Origin of the sequence: Actinosynnema sp. NPDC050801 (assembly GCF_040673975.1) — a bacterium.
GTDB lineage: Bacteria > Actinomycetota > Actinomycetes > Mycobacteriales > Pseudonocardiaceae > Actinosynnema.
In genome coordinates this window covers 1-15478 of the sequence record NZ_JBFAQZ010000010.1, presented here as the reverse complement: position 1 = coordinate 15478, position 15478 = coordinate 1, and the positions used below count along the sequence as shown (strand labels likewise).

Genomic DNA, 15478 nt, shown 5'->3' with positions numbered 1-15478 from the left:
GCGCGGTCACTTGAAGGCGGCGGCGTGGCGTGCCGCCCAGTCGGCGAAGGAGCCGGCCGGGCGGCCGAGGACCCGTTCGACGTCCGGGCTCACCCGTCGCTCGTCGTCCGTGGGCTCGCCCAGGATGGCGAGGGTGGCGTCGGCGATCACCTCGGGCATGAACGCGAGCATCGACGCCCTGGCCTCGTCCCGGGTCTGCTCGACGAACCGGACGGGCTCGCCCAGCGCGTCCGCGATCGCCGCCACCTGCCGCCGCGGCGAGATCTGCTCCGGCCCGGTCAACACGTAGGTGCGGCCGCCGTGCCCGGGTTCCCGCAGCGCCGCGGCCGCGACCTCGGCGATGTCGTCCGGGTCGACGGCGGGCAGCGCGACGTCGGCGAACGGCGCGGCGGCCACCCGCTGCTCGCGGATCGTCCCGGCCCACGCGAAGGCGTTCGAGTCGAAACCGCCGGGCCGCAGCACCGTCCACGCCAGGCCCGAGCGCGTGACGGCGTCCTCCAGGTCCGGCGAGTGGCGCCCCGTCCCGACGCCCTGCGAGGACAGCAGCACGACCCGCCGGACCCCGCCGGCCCCGGCGAGGTCGAGGACGTCGCCCAGCACGGCGCCGTTGCCGCCGGCGGCGGTGAAGTCGCCCGACGTCAGCAGGAACAGCGCGTCGGCGCCCTCGAACGCGGGCGTGAGGCTCGCCGGCTCCGTCAGGTCCGCCTTGAGGTGGCGCACACCCGAGGGCATGTCCCGCGCCGAGACCCCGCGCGACACCGCGGTCACCTGCTCGCCTGCCTCGACCAACGCCCGCACCAGTGTCCGCCCGACGTTGCCCGTCGCCCCGGTCACCACGATCATGATCACTCCCCGATGTCGAGTTCCGCGTGCACCGGGGACGTTAGTTTCATCGATGTAGTAGGTACCTAGAGGAAAGTATCGGCGGAAGGGGCTTGGTGTGACCGGTGGCACAAGGGGGTCGGCCGATCCGGAGGTGGCCTGCCCCATCTCGCCGGTGGTGGACATCGTGTTCAGCCGCTGGACGACGCCGATCCTGTGGGCGCTCAACGAGTACGGGCGGCAGCGGTTCGTCGGGTTGGCGCGCCTCATCACCACGATCACGCCCAAGGTGCTGACCCAGCGGCTGCGCCAACTGGAACGCGACGGGCTCGTCGTGCGCACCTATTACGCCGAAGTCCCGCCCCGGGTGGAGTACGAGATCAGCGAACTCGGGCGCAGCCTCGCGCCGTTGTTCGCGACACTGGCGGAGTGGTCCTCGGCGAACCTGGAAAAGGTCGAGCGGTCCCGGCTCGACCACGACGCGAAAGAACGCGTAGGTGGTCGCCGGAGCGCCGGTGAGCGGCGGTAATCCGCATTAGTGCGGAAAGGGTGCAACGACCCGCCGCGGCGGCGGTGCGGCGGGTCGTTGCGCGGTACCAGCATGCACCACATTCCTGTGGCTCAGCTGATGGTTTGCACGATCGGGTGTTGTTTTGTCACATTCGTAGCAACGGGTAGCTTCGCCGCGCCCCTGATGACGCGCGAAGGCCGGCGGTGCACCCGCCCCGCCGCCCTCAGGTCCGGAAAGCGCCGGAACAGACCGCGCAGGGCCGCCGCGCCCTCCATCCGGGCCAGTCCGGCACCGAGGCAGAAGTGGATGCCGGACGAGAACGCCAGGTGCTCCCGCACGTCCGGGCGGTCGGGGTCGAACCGGTGCGGATCGGCGAACACCGCCGGGTCGCGGTTGGCCGCCGCGAGCATCAGCATGATCGGCGTGCCCTTCGGCAGCCGGGTGCCCGCGACCTCGGTCGACCGGAACGGCACCCGCACCGTGTACTGCACCGGTGGGTCGTGGCGCAGCGTCTCCTCCACCACGGCGTCGGCGTGCGCGGGGTCGGCGAGCAGCCGGGCGCGCACGTCGGGATCGGCCAGCACCGCGAGCACCGAGTTGCCGATCAGGTTGACCGTGGTCTCGAACCCGGCCACCAGCAGCAGTTCCGTGGTGGCGATCAGGTCCTCGCGGGTCAGGTCGTCGTGCGCGGCCAGCGCGGACACGATGTCGTCGCCGCCGGGGTGGCGCCGCCGGTGCTCGATCAGGTCGTCCAGGAACGCCTCGAACTCCCGCAGCGCCTCCTGCAACGCCCGCACCCCGCGCAGGTCGCGCACGCCGTCGAGCGCGTTGACCAACGCGCTGCCCCACCGGGCGAACGGCGCGTGGTCCGCGCCCGGCACGCCGAGCAGGTCGGCGATGACCTGGATCGGCACCCTGGCCGCGAAGTCGCCGACGAGGTCGAACGTCCGCCGGTCCGCCACCTCGTCCAGGTACTCCTCGACGACCCGCTCGACGGTCGCCGCCTGCGCGCGCAAACCGCGCGGGGTGAACCAGGGCGCGACCAGCCGTCGCAACCGGGTGTGGTCGGGCGGGTTGCGCACCAGGAACGAGTCCTCGACCGGGTTGACCAGCCGCCGCCCGTCGGCCTGGACGGAGGAGTCGACGGGGGACAGCTCGCCCGCGGGCAGCGGCCCGAAACCGGGGTCGCGCAGCAACTGCGAGCACAACTCGTGCGAGGCGGTGAGGTACAGCCCCATCCTGGTCTTCACCAGCACGCCCTGCCCGCGCACCGACTCGTACACGGGGTAGGGGTCGCGGGTCGGGTCGAGCCCGAGCAACCGGGCGGCGGGATCGCCGAGCAGGGCCTGCGCCCGGACGACGGTGCGCCCCAGGAACAGCATCGTCGCGTTCTTCACCGTGGACGGCATGCCACCACGGTGGCGTGAACGCGAGAAAGGTTCAAGCCCGGCCGGTCGCGGCGCGGAAAACCGATCGCCGTGCGGGATCCGGCCGCATAGGCTCCCGCGCGATGACCACCGTGCTCTGGCTCCTCGGCCCGTCCGGCGTCGGCAAGTCGACGGTGGGCTGGGCGGTCTACCGCCTCCTGGAGCGCGCCTCCTACGTGGACGCCGACCAGCTCGGCCTCTGCTACCCGTCGACCGACGACGACCCGGAGAACCACCGGATCAAGTCGGACGCGCTGGGCGCGATGTGGCCGGAGCTGACGGGCTCCCCGCTCGTCGTCTCCGGCTTCCTCAACACACCCGAAGACGCCCGCCGGTACACCGATCGCCTGCCCGGAGCCGACATCACGCTGTGCCGGTTGCGGGTGCGGCGCGCCGAGCTGCGGACCCGGTTCCTCGGCCGCGGTTGGCTCACCGAGGAGGTCGACCGGGTGCTCGACGAGGCCGAGGAGCTGGAGCGCGCCACCGACTTCGCCGACTTCACCGTGGACACCGACGGGCGCACCCCCGCCTCGATCGCCGCGGAGGTCCGGGGGAGGTGGATCGCGTGACCGTCCTGTGGATCGCCGGGCCGCGCGCGGTGGGCAAGTCGACGGTGGGTTGGGAGGTCTACTGCCGGCTCTTCGCCACCACGAGGGCGGGATACCTGGACCTGGCCCAGCTCACCTTCGCCACGCCGCCGCTCGACGTGGCGGGCAAGGCCCGGCGACTCGACGCGGTGCGGCGCGTCTACCTCGACGCGGGCGCCCGGCACCTGGTCGTCACGGGGGAGTACCACGCGGACCTCCTGCCGGGCGCGAGGTTGTGCTGGCTGCACGCGAGCCAGGACGAGCTCGTGGCGCGCCTGCTGCTGCGTGGCGCGGGCAAGGGGCCCGCGATCCCCGGCGACGAACTCCGGGGCCTGCCCGAGGAAGACCTGCGCCGCCTGGCCGTCCCCACGCCCGCGCCCGCGGCGGCGGAACTCGTGCTCGACACCGACAGCCGGCCGGTCGAGGCGATCGCGGACGAGATCCTCGGCTGGGTCTTCAGCCCCTGACCACCAGCGAGGCCAACCGCCACGTGCCGCCGTCCGGCGTCCGGCGCGGCGTCTCCGCCAGTGCGAGGTCCGGGAACCGCTTCAGCACGGCCGAGAGCGCCACCTGCGTCTGCACCCGGGCGAACGCGGCGCCGAGGCAGAAGTGCGCGCCGTGCGAGTAGCCGAGGTGGCCCGCCGACGGCACGCGCGTGACGTCCAGCTCGTCCGGCGCGGTGTACACGCGCGGGTCGCGGTTGGCCGACACGATCGCCGTCATCACCCGCTCGCCCTCGCCGATCACCACGTCGCCGAAGGTCACCTCCTCCGTGGTGAACCGGGGCACGGTGAGCAACTGCGGGCCGACCCACCGGGTCAGCTCCTCCACCGCGCGCGGCACCAGACCCGGGTCGGCCCGCAGCGCCGCGAGCTGGTCGGGGTGGGTGAGCAGGGCTTCGAGGCCGTTGACGATGAGGTTGGTCGGCGTCTGCCCGGCGATCACCAGCTGCCACACCAGCGTCACCAGCTCCGCGTCGGTGAACCGGTCGCCGTCGGCGTCCCGCACTCGCAGCAGCTGGGAGATCAGGTCGTCCCCCGGTGAGGTCCGGCGCAGTTCGACGGCCTCGATCGCGCCCTCGATGATGCCCGGGATCGCGGCGAGGAACCCGGGTCCGTAACCGCTCACCACGGCCACGCCGTACTCGCGCCACCGCGCCCGGTGCTCGGCGGGGATGCCGACCAGCTCGCAGATCACGTCCATCGGCAACGGGCGGGCGAAGTGCTCCATGAGGTCGACCGCGTCGCCGTCCGGCAGCGCGTCGAGCAGCGCGGCCACGATCGCCTCGATCCGCGGCCGGAACTCCTCCGCCCGCCGCGCGGTGAACGCGGGCGCCGCCAGCCTGCGCAGCCGGAGGTGCTCGGGGCCGTTCATCTCCGACATCGTGCGCAGGTACGGCTTGCAGTGCTCCGGGATGCCCGGCAGGCCCATGAAGCTGTTCGCGTTCAGCTCGAAGCGCGGGTCGGCCAGCATCGCCTTGGCGTCCTCGTGCCGGGTGAGGATCCACATGTCACCCATGCCCGGCAGGTGCATCTTCGCCACGGGGCAGCGCTCGCGGGCCTCGCCGTAGGCGGTGAACGGGTCGAGCAGCACCTCGGGCTTCGTGGGGTCGATCTCGGGAACGGTCAACTCTGGCCTCCGAATGTTGACATCAGATGTTCTCATCATCTGAATGGTCACGGTATCTTGGCCACCCGACGCCTGGCAAACGGGGAGCGTGACGGTGCGGCTGAGCAGGGCGGAGACCCAGGAGCGCAACCGGGCACGGGTGCTGGACGCGGCCCGCGCCGAGTTCGCCGAACGCGGCTTCCGGGACGCCAAGATCGACACCATCGCGCAGCGCGCCGAGCTGACCCGGGGCGCGGTGTACTCGAACTTCCCCGGCAAGCGCGCCCTCTACTTCGCGGTGCTGGCCGACCTGGCCGAACGCGCGGTGGCGCCGTCGGACCCGCAACGCGGACCGGACCGGCGGCAGGCACTCGGCGCGCTGGCCCGCGCGTGGGTCACCTCCCTCACCCACGACCCGCTGGCCCGCGACTTCCTGCCCGAGGTGGCCGCCGAGGAGGTGACGCGCCGGCCGTTCACGCAGTTGATGAAGCTGGACGCGGTGCTGCTCAGCCTCGCGATGGAAGCCGTCGACCCGGTCGCGCCGCCACCCGGCGCGCCGCCGATGAGGATGGTCCGCCTGGCCGAGGTCGTGCTCGCCACCCTGCACGGCGCGAGCGGGATGGCCACCGCCGCGCCCGGGTTCCTGGAGCCGTTCGACGTGATCAGCGCGTGCGAACGGCTCGCGGGCCTGGAGCTGAACGACTGGTGGGCGGCGCCTCCCGGCGCGGTGGTGGTCGAGCAGGACCGGCCGTGGGCGCCGCCGACCGTCGTCGACCTGGTGCGGGGCTCGGAGGTGACGCCGGACGAGGACGGCGTGGTGGTCGTGCTCGGGCTCAACCGCCTGGCCGCGGTGGAGGAGGCGGTGCGCAACGGCGCGCGGGTGACGCTCGCGGTGGTGACCGGCGCACCGGGGGAGCTGGCCCCGTTGGCACGGCTGGTGTTGGCGCAGGTGTGCGTGAGCCTGCGGCAGGCGTTCCCGGTCGCGGCGTGGCCCCGCCTGCGGGTGGTGTGCGACGAGATCGGCGCGTTGGCGGCCGCGGCCGGCGTGCCGTCGGTGAGCGACGAGACCGAGACCGCGATCCGCGTCGAACGCGGGCGGGTCGTGGCGCGCGCCGAGGGGTCAGGCGCGGGTCACTCGGTCAGCGCCGCGGCGCGGGTGCGGACCTAGCCGCCGGGCGCGCGGTGGCCGGGCGGCGTTCCAGCACCTTGCGGAAGTCGGCCGGGATGGGCGTGGTGCGCAGCTCCGGAGTGCCGAAGGAGACGTACCGGTTCCAGCCGGTGGCGACCGGCGTGCCGTCCACGTCCGCGTCGAAGCCCATGGTCAACGTGGTGGTGCCGAGCGTGCGCACCCGCACCGCGATCCGCAGCAGGTCGTCGAACCGGGCCGGGTGGAGGTACCGGATGGAGGTCTCCGCCATCACGAAGTCGATGCCGTGCTTCTCCAACTCCTTGTAGGAGCCGAGCAGCGACCGCAGGGTCTCCACCATCGCGGACTCGAAGAAGACCGCGTAGCGCGAGGCGTGCACGATCCCCTGTCGGTCGCAGTCGACCGGGCGCACCCGCACCCGGTGCACGTGGGCAGGTCGCGCGTCAGCCATGGCGGCGATCCTATGGGGTCACCGCGGCGGTCCGCGTCGGCCTAGCGGTGACTGCTCCGAGTGACGATCCCACGAGCTGGCCGACCGCCACCAGCAAGATCACCGCCACCGGCGGCCACGCGGTGAGCAGCGCGCCGCCGCCCGCCGCGCCCACCGCGAACGCGCCGAGCTTCAGGCTCGCGCCCGTGGTGGAGACCTGCCCGAGCAGCGGGCCGGGCGTGTACCGCTGCCGCGCGGTGATCGTGGCGGTCAGGGTCGGCCCCTGCGCCAGGCCGCTGACCAGCGCAAGGCCGAGCAGCACGGGGAAGTGCGGGGTGAGCGGCCACAGCGCGAGCGTCACCCCGTACAGCGCGACCGTGGTGAACACGACCCGCTCGGGGCGCCACCGGGGCAGTCGCCGCCGCACCGCGAGGATGCTCGCCACGCAGCCGACCTCGAACGCCGCCCAGACGATCCCGGCCTGGTTCCCGTCCACACCCAGGGTTCCCAGGTGCAGTGGCAGCGCCGTGGTGAGCATGCCGACCGACCCGTACCCGACCGCGGACGCGACGGTCACGCCGCGCAGCGGGGCAGTGGTGGCCAGGTGCCGCAGGCCCTGCTTCATGGCCGCACGCAGCGACGGGTGTTCGGCCGGTGGGTGCGGTGGCACGCGCAGCGCCGTCGTGCACAACCCGCCCGCCGCCGACAACACCGCCACCACGGCCACCGCGACGGCGGGCGACGCGGCCGTGCTCAGCACGCCCGCCAGCCCCGGTCCGCCGATCGCCGCCGCGTTGAACAGCAAGGCGTCGTGCGAGGTGGCCCGGGGCAGGTCGGTGGCCAGGCGCGGGACCAGGCTGGTGAACCCGCCGCTGGTCATCGGCAGCGTGATGCCCGCGACGAACGCGGCGGGAACGAGCCAGGGCGCCGGCGCGAACACCATGGCCACCGCCATCGCGGCGAGCGTGAACTGGTTGGCCGCCAACGCCGCCACCGGCCGCCCGGTCCGGTCGAGCCACGCGCCGAGCAGCGGTCCGGACAGGATCGACGGCACCGTGTACGCGGCGATCACCGCACCCGACAGCACGGTGGACTCGCTGCGCGACAGGGCCAGCAGCACCACCGCCACGGCCACCATCTCGTCGGCCAGCCGGGCCAGGCCCGCGGCCCAGTAGTACCGCCCCATCAGCCTTTCCGGCGGTGTCGGCGCACGCTCTCCTCGACGAGGTCGAGCACCGGTTCGAGGTCGTCCGCGGGCAGGCCCATGGCCAGGTGGGACACCAGGCCCTCCAGCACCAGCTCCAGGAACGACGTCAGCACGTCCACGTCCACGTCGTCACGCAGGTTCCCCGCTTCGCGCTGGCGCTCCAGCCGCTGGCGGGTCGCGTCGGTCAGCTGCCGCGACCGCTCCGCCCACCGGGCCCGGAACTCCGGGTCGGTGCGCAGCCGCCGCGACACCTCCAGCCGGGTGCCGAGCCAGTCCGCCGGGTGCTCGACGTCATTCGGGTCGGGCGGGTACAGCAGGTCGCGCATCACCTGCACGAGGCCCTGTTGGGAGACGACCTCCGCCATGCGCAGCGCGTCGTCCTCGGCGAGGGCGAGGAACAGCGACTCCTTGTCCCGGAAGTGGTGGAAGATCGCGCCCCTGGACAGGCCGGTAGCCTCTTCCAGGCGGCGCACGGTCGCTCCTTCGTAGCCGAAACGCGCGAAACACGCACGTGCGCCGTCGAGGATCTGGCGGCGACGGGCATCGAGGTGGTCCTGGCTCACCCTGGGCACCTGTCGATGTTGTCAGGGCCGCCGGGCGAAATCCAATCAGTACGTACGGCTTGCCCCGTCCACTTTGGGGTGGAGTTCCCGGTCTCCGCTCGAACTCGCTGGTCGACGTCACTACGGTGGCGCACCGTGACCGCAGGTGAGGACATCCGGCCGCCGCTGAGGCTGGTGCCGGGATCAGGCTGGTCGGGTGGACCGTCCACGGTGGACCGCAGTCGGCACGGACCGGACTTGATCGATCTGATCAGGCTCGTCGGGCGTCGACCCGGGGAGATCGCGGACAGCCCGGCCGAGTGCGACGTCGTGGTGTTCGAGACGTTGTGCGTCCCGGAGCCGCTGCGGACACCCGCCTACGCCGTGGCGCTCGGTGACGACGGCGGCGGCACCGGGTTCGACCGGTTCCCGCACACCGCCGCGCGGTTCTTCGTGCACGAGGCCGTGCTGCACGTGCGCGTCGGCGACGAGGCGGTCATGGCCGACCAGTGGGACGCGCTCGCCGACCGGGGTGACGTGCCGGTGCGCCTGGTGCCGTTCTCGGCCGGCCACGCGGGCGTGCTGCGCTCGTCGTTCACCCTGCCCGACGGTCGCCGCCTGGCGGAGGTGCTGGACCGGATCGCGCTGGACGTGCCGTCCTCGCGGGCGGAGTTCCGCCGTCGCGCCGAGCACCACCGCAACCGGTAGCCGGAGGAGGACCCATGGGATCACGCGCGGCCGGCTCGAACACCTCGCGACGGCGGCTGGTGGTGGCCGCGGCGACGGCGCTGTCCCTGCTCACCGCGTCCGGCGCCGCGCACGGCGGCCCGACCCCCGACCGCCTCGCCGCGGCACCCGCCGACACCGAGCCGCCCACCCCGCCGCGGAGCCTGCGCGTCACGGGCAAGTCGGCGACCAGCGTGTCGTTGGCGTGGAGGCCGGCCACGGACAACGTCGGCGTGGTCGGCTACGACGTCTACCAGCACGGTCAGCTCATGACGAGCGTGCCCGGCACGACCCTGGCCACCACCGTCACCGGCCTGCGCCCCGACACCGAGTACGACTGGACGGTCTTCGCGCGCGACGCCGCGCCCAACGTCTCGCCGGCGGGGAACAGCGTCGTCGTCCGCACCGACCCCGCGCCACCGGACAACGAGGCGCCCACCGCGCCCGGCCGGCTGCGCGCCACCGGCAAGTCCCCGTCCAGCGTGTCCCTGGCCTGGGAGCCGTCCGCGGACAACGTCGGCGTCACCGCTTACGTGGTGCACCGCGACGGCGCGCAGGCGGTCACGACCGACGGCCCGTCCGCCACCGTCACGGGCCTGACCACGGGTACCGGGTACCGGTTCACCGTGCGGGCGCGTGACGCCGCGGGCAACCTCTCGCCGTTCAGCGAGGAGGTCATCGCCGCACCGGGCGGGACGGCGCCGGCGGGCGAGCCGGTCCCCGGCGCGGTGACCGCGTTGCGCGAGGGCACCGACGTGCCGTGGGGCGCGGCGTTCCTGCCCGACGGTTCGGCCCTGGTGTCCGAACGGGAGCAGTTCACCCTCTACCGCCTGACCCCCGGCGGCGAGCGGATCGACGTCGGCCGGGTGCCGGGCGCGCAGGGCACCAACGGCGAGGGCGGCGTGCTGGGCATCGAGGTCTCGCCCACCTTCGCCACCGACGGGCACGTGTTCGTCTACCACACCGCGGCGGGCGGCAACCAGGTCGTGCGGGCCAGGTTGGTGGGCGACACGCTCTTCGGCTGGACCACGATCCTGGGCGGGATGCCCAAGAACCGCTACCACAACGGCGGTCGGCTGCGGTTCAGCCCGGACGGCCGGTACCTGTTCGTCTCCACCGGCGACGCGCAGAACGGCAGCCACGGCCTGAACCTGGACACCAACGCGGGCAAGATCCTGCGCATCCGACCGGACGGGTCGATCCCGCCGGACAACCCGTTCCCGGGCAAGGCGATCTGGAGCTACGGGCACCGCAACGTGCAGGGCCTGGACTTCGACTCGCAGGGCAGGCTGTGGGCGACGGAGTTCGGCAACAACTCCTGGGACGAGGTCAACCTGGTCGAGCGCGGCGGCAACTACGGCTGGCCGGGCTGCGAGGGCACGGTCGGGTACTGCGAGGGCACCCAGCTGCCGAAGACGACGTGGCCGACCACGGCCGCGGGGCCGAGCGGTCTGACGATCATCAACGACTACGTGTTCGTGGCGACCACGGTCGGTCAACGGCTCTACCGGATGCGCATCGACGGCACGGAGCTGGTCGAGCAGGAGGTCTTCTACCAGGGCGCGTACGGGCGGCTGCGCACGGTCGAGGTCGACCGCGAGGGCGACATCTGGCTGACCACCACGTGGGACCTGGACGAGGTGGTCGGCAACGACCGGGTGCTGCACGTGGACGTCGAGTACCGGCGGTCCTGAGCCCCCGTTCGCCCGATCGGCCCGCCCGCCGGGGTCCGGTTGCCGGGGCGGACGTGCGCCGCTCGCGCGCCGGCGGCGGGTTGCCGAGCCGCCACGAGGTGTTCACCCGCGACCCGGCCCGTCGGCGCGCAGCCCGTGCGGCGTCCCTTCGGAGCAACCGACCGGCGGCCGGAACGCCGTCGGGCTCCGTCCGACCGGCCGTCGCGGCTGCGGTCGGTGGTCGACATGTCGTTGATCTGTAAGGCTTTCGGTTGGCTGCGAGTGTCGGTGCCTGCGTGTAGCGTCGAACGGACGAGAATGATCACGGGGAGTGCCACCAGTGACTGCTGTCCGTAATGCCCCGCCTCCGGGGCCCACCCCGGCGGTGTTCCGGGATAGAGCCGATGCCGAGGCCTACGTGGCCTCCGTCTGCTTCAAGCACGGACCTCCGAGGCTGTTCGGAGTCGAATTGGAATGGACCGTCCACCACGTCGAAGATCCCACCCGACCGCTCGACGCGAAGACCCTCGCGGCCGCGCTCGGTCGCCACGCACCACCGACACTCGTCCCCGACAGCCCCCAGCGGCCACTGCCCTCCGGCACCCCGCTGACGGTGGAACCGGGTGGCCAGGTCGAGATATCCACCCCGCCACGCGAGTCGTTGACCGACCTGCTCAAGACCGTCGCGGCGGACATCGACCACCTCCAGCACCTGCTCGAACCGGCCGGTCTGCGGCTCGGTCAGCACGGCGCGGACCCGTTCCGCCCGCCGCGCCGGATGCTCCAGGTCCCGCGCTACGCGGCCATGGAACACGCCTTCGCCCCCCTCGGGCCCGATGGCATCACGATGATGTGCAGCACCGCGGGCCTCCAGGTCTGCCTGGACTTCGGCTGGGCCCGGGACCTGCCGAAGCGCTGGGCCGCGGTGCACGCGCTCGGCCCCGTGCTGACCGCCCTGTTCGCCAACTCCCCCGGCGTCAACGGTCGTCGAACCGACTGGGCCAGCGCGAGGATGCGCTCCCTCTACGGCACCGACCCGGTGCGCACCCGGCCGGCGGCGGTGTGCGCGAGGCCGGCCGACGCCTGGGCCAAGCGCGTGCTCGACACGCCGGTCATCGCGGTGCGCAGGCCGGGGTCGAACTGGCTGCCACCGCGCCCGTTCACGTTCGCCGACTGGGTCGCGGGCGGCGCGCTCGACCGGCCGCCCACCGCCGACGACCTGGACTACCACCTCACCCTGCAGTTCCCGCCGGTCCGGCCGCGCGGGTACCTGGAGGTCCGCTACCTCGACTCGCCACCGCACGGCCAGTGGCTGCCTCCGGTCGTGCTGATGGCGGCGTTGTTCAGCACGCCGCAGGTGGTGGACGGCGCGCTCGCCGCGAGCGAACCCGTCGCGAACCGCTGGCTCACTGCCGCGCGCTACGGCCTGGCCGACCCGGTGCTCGCCCGCGCGGCGCGCGACGTGGTGGAGCTGGGCTGCGCCGCGCTGTCCAACACCGACCTGTCGGTCGGCCAGACCGAGGCCATCGCCGAAGAACTGCACCGCACGCTCGCTGAGAAGACCGGAGGGGGCCGTTCATGACCAGCACCGACTCATCGCACACCGAGGGCATCCGCGACCGGGTCGCCGCCCAGCTCACCAGGGCGCGCGACCGCAGCAGGCTGCTCACCGACGCGGTGGACGACCACGACCTCGTCCGCCAGCACTCCAAGCTGATGTCACCGCTGGTGTGGGACCTCGCGCACATCGGCAACCAGGAAGAGCTGTGGCTGGTCCGCGACGTCGGCGGCCGTGAGCCCGTCCGCGCGGACATCGACGAGCTGTACGACGCGTTCAAGCACGCCCGGTCGGCCCGGCCGGAACTGCCGCTGCTCGGGCCCGCCGAAGCGCGCAAGTACGTCGGCGAGGTCCGCGACAAGGTGTTCGACGTGCTGGAGCGAACCCCGCTGGAAGGCCACCGGCTCCTCGACGGCGCGTTCGCGTTCGGCATGATCGTGCAGCACGAGCAGCAGCACGACGAGACCATGCTGGCCACCCACCAGTTGCGCGTCGGCGAGCCGGTGCTGGACGCGCCACCGCCGCCGCGCGGCGGCCCGGTCGGACCGGCCGAGGTGCTGGTGCCCGGCGGCCCGTTCACCATGGGCACGTCCACCGAGGCGTGGGCGCTGGACAACGAACGGCCGGCGCACCAGGTGGTCACCGAGCCGTTCTTCATCGACACCACGCCGGTGACCAACGGCGCGTACGCGGCGTTCATCGCCGACGGCGGCTACCGGGACCCGCGGTGGTGGAGCGAGGCCGGCTGGGCGCACGTGCGGAAGGCCTCGCTGGTCGCGCCCCGGTTCTGGGAACAGGTCGGCGACCGGTGGTACCGCACCGCGTTCGGCCGCACGGCGCCGATCGCCGAGGACCAGCCGGTGGTGCACGTCTGCTACTACGAGGCCGAGGCGTACGCGAAGTGGGCGGGCAAGCGGCTGCCCACCGAGGTGGAGTGGGAGAAGGCGGCCCGGTTCGACCCGGGGACCGGCCGGTCCCGCCGCTACCCGTGGGGCGACGAGGACCCGACCGACGCGCACGCGAACCTGAACCAGCGGCACCTGGCGCCCGCGCCGGTCGGGGCGTACCCGGCGGGCGCGTCGGCGTTGGGCGTGCACCAGCTCATCGGTGACGTGTGGGAGTGGACCAGCTCCGACTTCCACGGCTACGCGGGGTTCGAGGTGTTCCCGTACGAGGAGTACTCGCAGGTGTTCTTCGGCCCGGACTACAAGGTGCTGCGGGGCGGGTCGTTCGGCAGCGACCAGGCCGCGGTGCGCTCGACGTTCCGGAACTGGGACTACCCGATCCGGCGGCAGATCTTCGCCGGCTTCCGCTGCGCGCGGGACGCCTCGCGGGACGAGTTGGCCTGACGGTGTGCCGCCACCTGGGTTACCTGGGCCCCGCCGTGCCCGTCACCGCGCTCGTGCACGACCCGCCGAACTCGTTGGTCCGGCAGTCGTACGCGCCGCGGGACATGCGCGGCGGCGGCACGGTGAACGTGGACGGCTACGGCGTCGGGTGGTACCCGGCGCCGGGCGGTCCGGCGTTGCGCTACCGCCGTGCGGGCACGATCTGGTCGGACGAGAACCTGCTCGCGCTGAGCCGGGTCACGGTGTCCGGCGGGGTGCTGGCCGCGGTCCGGTCGGCGACGGTCGGCATGCCGGTGGTCGACACCGCGTGCGCGCCGTTCACCGACGGGCAGTGGCTGTTCAGCCACAACGGCCGGGTCGCCGACTGGCCGGAGTCGGTGGTGGACGTGGCCGCGACGTTGCCGGTGGCGACGTTGCTGACGTTGGACGCGCCGACCGACGCGGCACTGCTGTGGGCGTTGGTGCGGTCCCGGCTCGCGTCCGGCGCCGCGCCGGCCGCCGCACTGGCCTCCGTCGTGTCCGAAGTGGCCGCCGCCGCACCCGGATCGCGGCTGAACCTGTTGCTCACCAACGGAACCGTGCTCGTCGGCACGACGTGGACCCACTCGTTGTGGGTGCGCGCGGGCGACGGTGCGGCGACGTTGGCCTCCGAGCCGTTGGACGACGACCCGCGCTGGCGGGAGGTGCCCGACGGGCACGTCGTCACGGCAGATGTGTCTACTGTGGACGTTCAACCGATTGGACGAGGATGACCGAGCCCGTGCTGGACGTGCACCTGACCCCGGAAGACGCGGCGGTCGCGCTGCGCGCCGAGGCGAAGGCGGGGCTGACCGCCCGGCCGAAGTGGGTGTCGCCGAAGTGGTTCTACGACGCGGTCGGCAGCGAGCTGTTCGAGGAGATCACCCGGCTGCCCGAGTACTACCCGACCCGCGCGGAGCGGGAGATCCTGGTGGCGCGGGCGGCGGAGATCGCGTCGCTCACGGGCGCGCACTCGTTGGTCGAGCTGGGTTCCGGCTCGTCGGAGAAGACGCGGCTGCTGCTCAGCGCGTTGCGCGAGCACGGCACGTTGACCGAGTTCGTACCGCTGGACGTGTCGCCGTCGGCGTTGACCGAGGCGGCGAAGGCGATCATGGCCTCGTACCCGGGCCTGCGGGTGCACGGGGTGGTCGGCGACTTCACCGAGCACCTGGGCCTGCTGCCCGGCACGCCGCCGCGGGTGGTGGCGTTCCTGGGCGGGACGATCGGCAACCTGATCCCGGAGGAGCGGGAGAAGTTCTTCACCTCGGTGCGTGACGTGCTGGAGCCGGGGGAGTGGTTGCTGCTCGGCACGGACCTGGTGAAGGACCCCGACGTGCTGGTGCGTGCATACGACGACGCGCAGGGCGTGACGGCGGAGTTCAACCGCAACGTGCTGCGCGTGATGAACCGCGAGCTCGATGCCGATTTCACCCCTTCGGACTTCGAGCACGTGGCCCTCTGGAACGCCGAGGAGGAGTGGATCGAGATGCGCCTGCGCGCGCTCCGCCCGGTCAAGACCCACGTCGCCGCCCTGGGCCTCGACGTCGAGTTCGCCGAGGGCGAGGAACTGCGCACCGAGGTCTCCGCCAAGTTCCGCCGCGAGGGCGTGGAGCGCGAACTGTCCGCCGCCGGCTTCGCCCTCCACCACTGGTGGACCGACCCCGACTCCCGCTTCGCCCTCTCCCTCTCCCGCGCCCTCCCCTAACCCCTTCCCCTCCCCCTCCTCCCCACCCCTCCTTCCCTCTTACCTCCAGAACCCGCGAGTCGTACCTTCAGAACGCGCGTGTCCTACGTTCAGGTCGCGCGTGTCCTACGTTCGCGTACCCCGAGTTCAACGCTCAGAACAGTCGATCTTGTTCTGAACGTTGAACTC

Annotated in this window: 16 protein-coding genes; 10 read left to right on the top strand and 6 right to left on the bottom strand. The window is 72.8% G+C overall.

The genetic code is table 11. From position 1 onward, the window contains the following. Positions 1-6: 6 nt before the first annotated feature. Positions 7-843 carry an NAD(P)H-binding protein gene (locus AB0K14_RS22475; RefSeq protein WP_360466014.1) on the bottom strand — a complete coding sequence of 279 codons (837 nt, stop codon included), beginning with the start codon at positions 841-843 and terminating at the stop codon, positions 7-9. 97 nt (positions 844-940) lie between these two features. Here AB0K14_RS22475 and AB0K14_RS22470 point away from each other — a divergent pair, with 97 nt between their 5' ends. Beyond that, the gene (locus tag AB0K14_RS22470; RefSeq protein WP_360466017.1) at positions 941-1351 is read left to right on the top strand and encodes a helix-turn-helix domain-containing protein; all 411 of its coding nucleotides are present in this window, start codon (positions 941-943) and stop codon (positions 1349-1351) included. A gap of 92 nt (positions 1352-1443) precedes the next feature. On the opposite strand, the gene AB0K14_RS22465 is transcribed toward AB0K14_RS22470, so the two are convergent. Further along, positions 1444-2742 (bottom strand): cytochrome P450, encoded by a 1299-nt coding sequence (locus AB0K14_RS22465; protein WP_360466020.1) that lies wholly within the window; start codon positions 2740-2742, stop codon positions 1444-1446. 101 nt (positions 2743-2843) lie between these two features. Between AB0K14_RS22465 and AB0K14_RS22460 the strand changes: the two genes are divergently transcribed. Further along, positions 2844-3329 carry an AAA family ATPase gene (locus AB0K14_RS22460; protein ID WP_360466023.1) on the top strand — a complete coding sequence of 162 codons (486 nt, stop codon included), beginning with the start codon at positions 2844-2846 and terminating at the stop codon, positions 3327-3329. Beyond that, positions 3326-3814 carry a hypothetical protein gene (locus AB0K14_RS22455; protein ID WP_360466026.1) on the top strand — a complete coding sequence of 163 codons (489 nt, stop codon included), beginning with the start codon at positions 3326-3328 and terminating at the stop codon, positions 3812-3814. The genes AB0K14_RS22460 and AB0K14_RS22455 overlap by 4 nt, the downstream gene beginning before the upstream one ends. Here AB0K14_RS22455 and AB0K14_RS22450 read toward each other — a convergent pair. Continuing rightward, positions 3804-5012, bottom strand: coding sequence for a cytochrome P450 (locus tag AB0K14_RS22450; RefSeq protein WP_360466029.1), 1209 nt, complete (start codon positions 5010-5012; stop codon positions 3804-3806). The two genes, AB0K14_RS22455 and AB0K14_RS22450, sit on opposite strands and share 11 nt — an antisense overlap. Positions 5013-5070: 58 nt before the next feature. On the opposite strand from AB0K14_RS22450, the gene AB0K14_RS22445 reads away from it, so the two are divergent. Next, positions 5071-6123, top strand: a complete 1053-nt coding sequence (locus AB0K14_RS22445) for a TetR/AcrR family transcriptional regulator (RefSeq protein ID WP_360466032.1) — start codon at positions 5071-5073, stop codon at positions 6121-6123. Here the strand turns inward: AB0K14_RS22445 and AB0K14_RS22440 are convergent. The 3 genes from AB0K14_RS22440 to AB0K14_RS22430 are packed head-to-tail and all read right to left on the bottom strand — an operon-like array spanning position 6095 to position 8311. After that, positions 6095-6553, bottom strand: a complete 459-nt coding sequence (locus AB0K14_RS22440) for a thioesterase family protein (RefSeq protein ID WP_360466035.1) — start codon at positions 6551-6553, stop codon at positions 6095-6097. The genes AB0K14_RS22445 and AB0K14_RS22440 overlap by 29 nt on opposite strands. 10 nt (positions 6554-6563) lie before the next feature. Further along, positions 6564-7718, bottom strand: a complete 1155-nt coding sequence (locus AB0K14_RS22435; RefSeq protein ID WP_360466038.1) for an MFS transporter — start codon at positions 7716-7718, stop codon at positions 6564-6566. Beyond that, a complete protein-coding gene (locus tag AB0K14_RS22430; RefSeq protein WP_360466040.1) occupies positions 7718-8311 on the bottom strand; it encodes a helix-turn-helix domain-containing protein in 594 nt (197 codons plus the stop codon). The genes AB0K14_RS22435 and AB0K14_RS22430 overlap by 1 nt, the downstream gene beginning before the upstream one ends. A 126-nt stretch (positions 8312-8437) precedes the next feature. On the opposite strand from AB0K14_RS22430, the gene AB0K14_RS22425 reads away from it, so the two are divergent. From AB0K14_RS22425 to egtD, 6 genes are all read left to right on the top strand, one after another. Then, positions 8438-8989 (top strand): Scr1 family TA system antitoxin-like transcriptional regulator, encoded by a 552-nt coding sequence (locus tag AB0K14_RS22425; protein ID WP_360466043.1) that lies wholly within the window; start codon positions 8438-8440, stop codon positions 8987-8989. 14 nt (positions 8990-9003) lie between these two features. Beyond that, complete coding sequence (locus tag AB0K14_RS22420) at positions 9004-10701, top strand: PQQ-dependent sugar dehydrogenase (RefSeq protein ID WP_360466046.1); 1698 nt, start codon at positions 9004-9006, stop codon at positions 10699-10701. Positions 10702-11011: 310 nt separating this feature from the next. Continuing rightward, a complete protein-coding gene (egtA, locus tag AB0K14_RS22415) occupies positions 11012-12262 on the top strand; it encodes an ergothioneine biosynthesis glutamate--cysteine ligase EgtA (RefSeq protein WP_364338600.1) in 1251 nt (416 codons plus the stop codon). Next, entirely contained in the window at positions 12259-13587 is a 1329-nt protein-coding gene (egtB, locus tag AB0K14_RS22410; RefSeq protein WP_360466052.1) for an ergothioneine biosynthesis protein EgtB, read from the top strand. Before egtA ends, egtB begins: the two co-directional genes overlap by 4 nt. A gap of 2 nt (positions 13588-13589) precedes the next feature. After that, positions 13590-14339 carry an ergothioneine biosynthesis protein EgtC gene (gene egtC / locus AB0K14_RS22405; protein ID WP_360466055.1) on the top strand — a complete coding sequence of 250 codons (750 nt, stop codon included), beginning with the start codon at positions 13590-13592 and terminating at the stop codon, positions 14337-14339. After that, positions 14336-15310, top strand: coding sequence for an L-histidine N(alpha)-methyltransferase (egtD, locus tag AB0K14_RS22400; RefSeq protein ID WP_360466058.1), 975 nt, complete (start codon positions 14336-14338; stop codon positions 15308-15310). Before egtC ends, egtD begins: the two co-directional genes overlap by 4 nt. Positions 15311-15478 lie beyond the last annotated feature (168 nt).

What these genes read in the sequence shown, in the direction of transcription:
- AB0K14_RS22475 (WP_360466014.1), bottom strand. Translation starts at nt 843, where the DNA reads ATGATCGTGGTGACCGGGGCGACGGGCAACGTCGGGCGGACACTGGTG.
- AB0K14_RS22465 (WP_360466020.1), bottom strand. Translation starts at nt 2,742, where the DNA reads ATGCCGTCCACGGTGAAGAACGCGACGATGCTGTTCCTGGGGCGCACC.
- AB0K14_RS22460 (WP_360466023.1), top strand. Translation starts at nt 2,844, where the DNA reads ATGACCACCGTGCTCTGGCTCCTCGGCCCGTCCGGCGTCGGCAAGTCG.
- AB0K14_RS22450 (WP_360466029.1), bottom strand. Translation starts at nt 5,012, where the DNA reads ATGAGAACATCTGATGTCAACATTCGGAGGCCAGAGTTGACCGTTCCC.
- AB0K14_RS22440 (WP_360466035.1), bottom strand. Translation starts at nt 6,553, where the DNA reads ATGGCTGACGCGCGACCTGCCCACGTGCACCGGGTGCGGGTGCGCCCG.
- AB0K14_RS22435 (WP_360466038.1), bottom strand. Translation starts at nt 7,718, where the DNA reads ATGGGGCGGTACTACTGGGCCGCGGGCCTGGCCCGGCTGGCCGACGAG.
- AB0K14_RS22420 (WP_360466046.1), top strand. Translation starts at nt 9,004, where the DNA reads ATGGGATCACGCGCGGCCGGCTCGAACACCTCGCGACGGCGGCTGGTG.
- egtB (WP_360466052.1), top strand. Translation starts at nt 12,259, where the DNA reads ATGACCAGCACCGACTCATCGCACACCGAGGGCATCCGCGACCGGGTC.
- egtD (WP_360466058.1), top strand. Translation starts at nt 14,336, where the DNA reads ATGACCGAGCCCGTGCTGGACGTGCACCTGACCCCGGAAGACGCGGCG.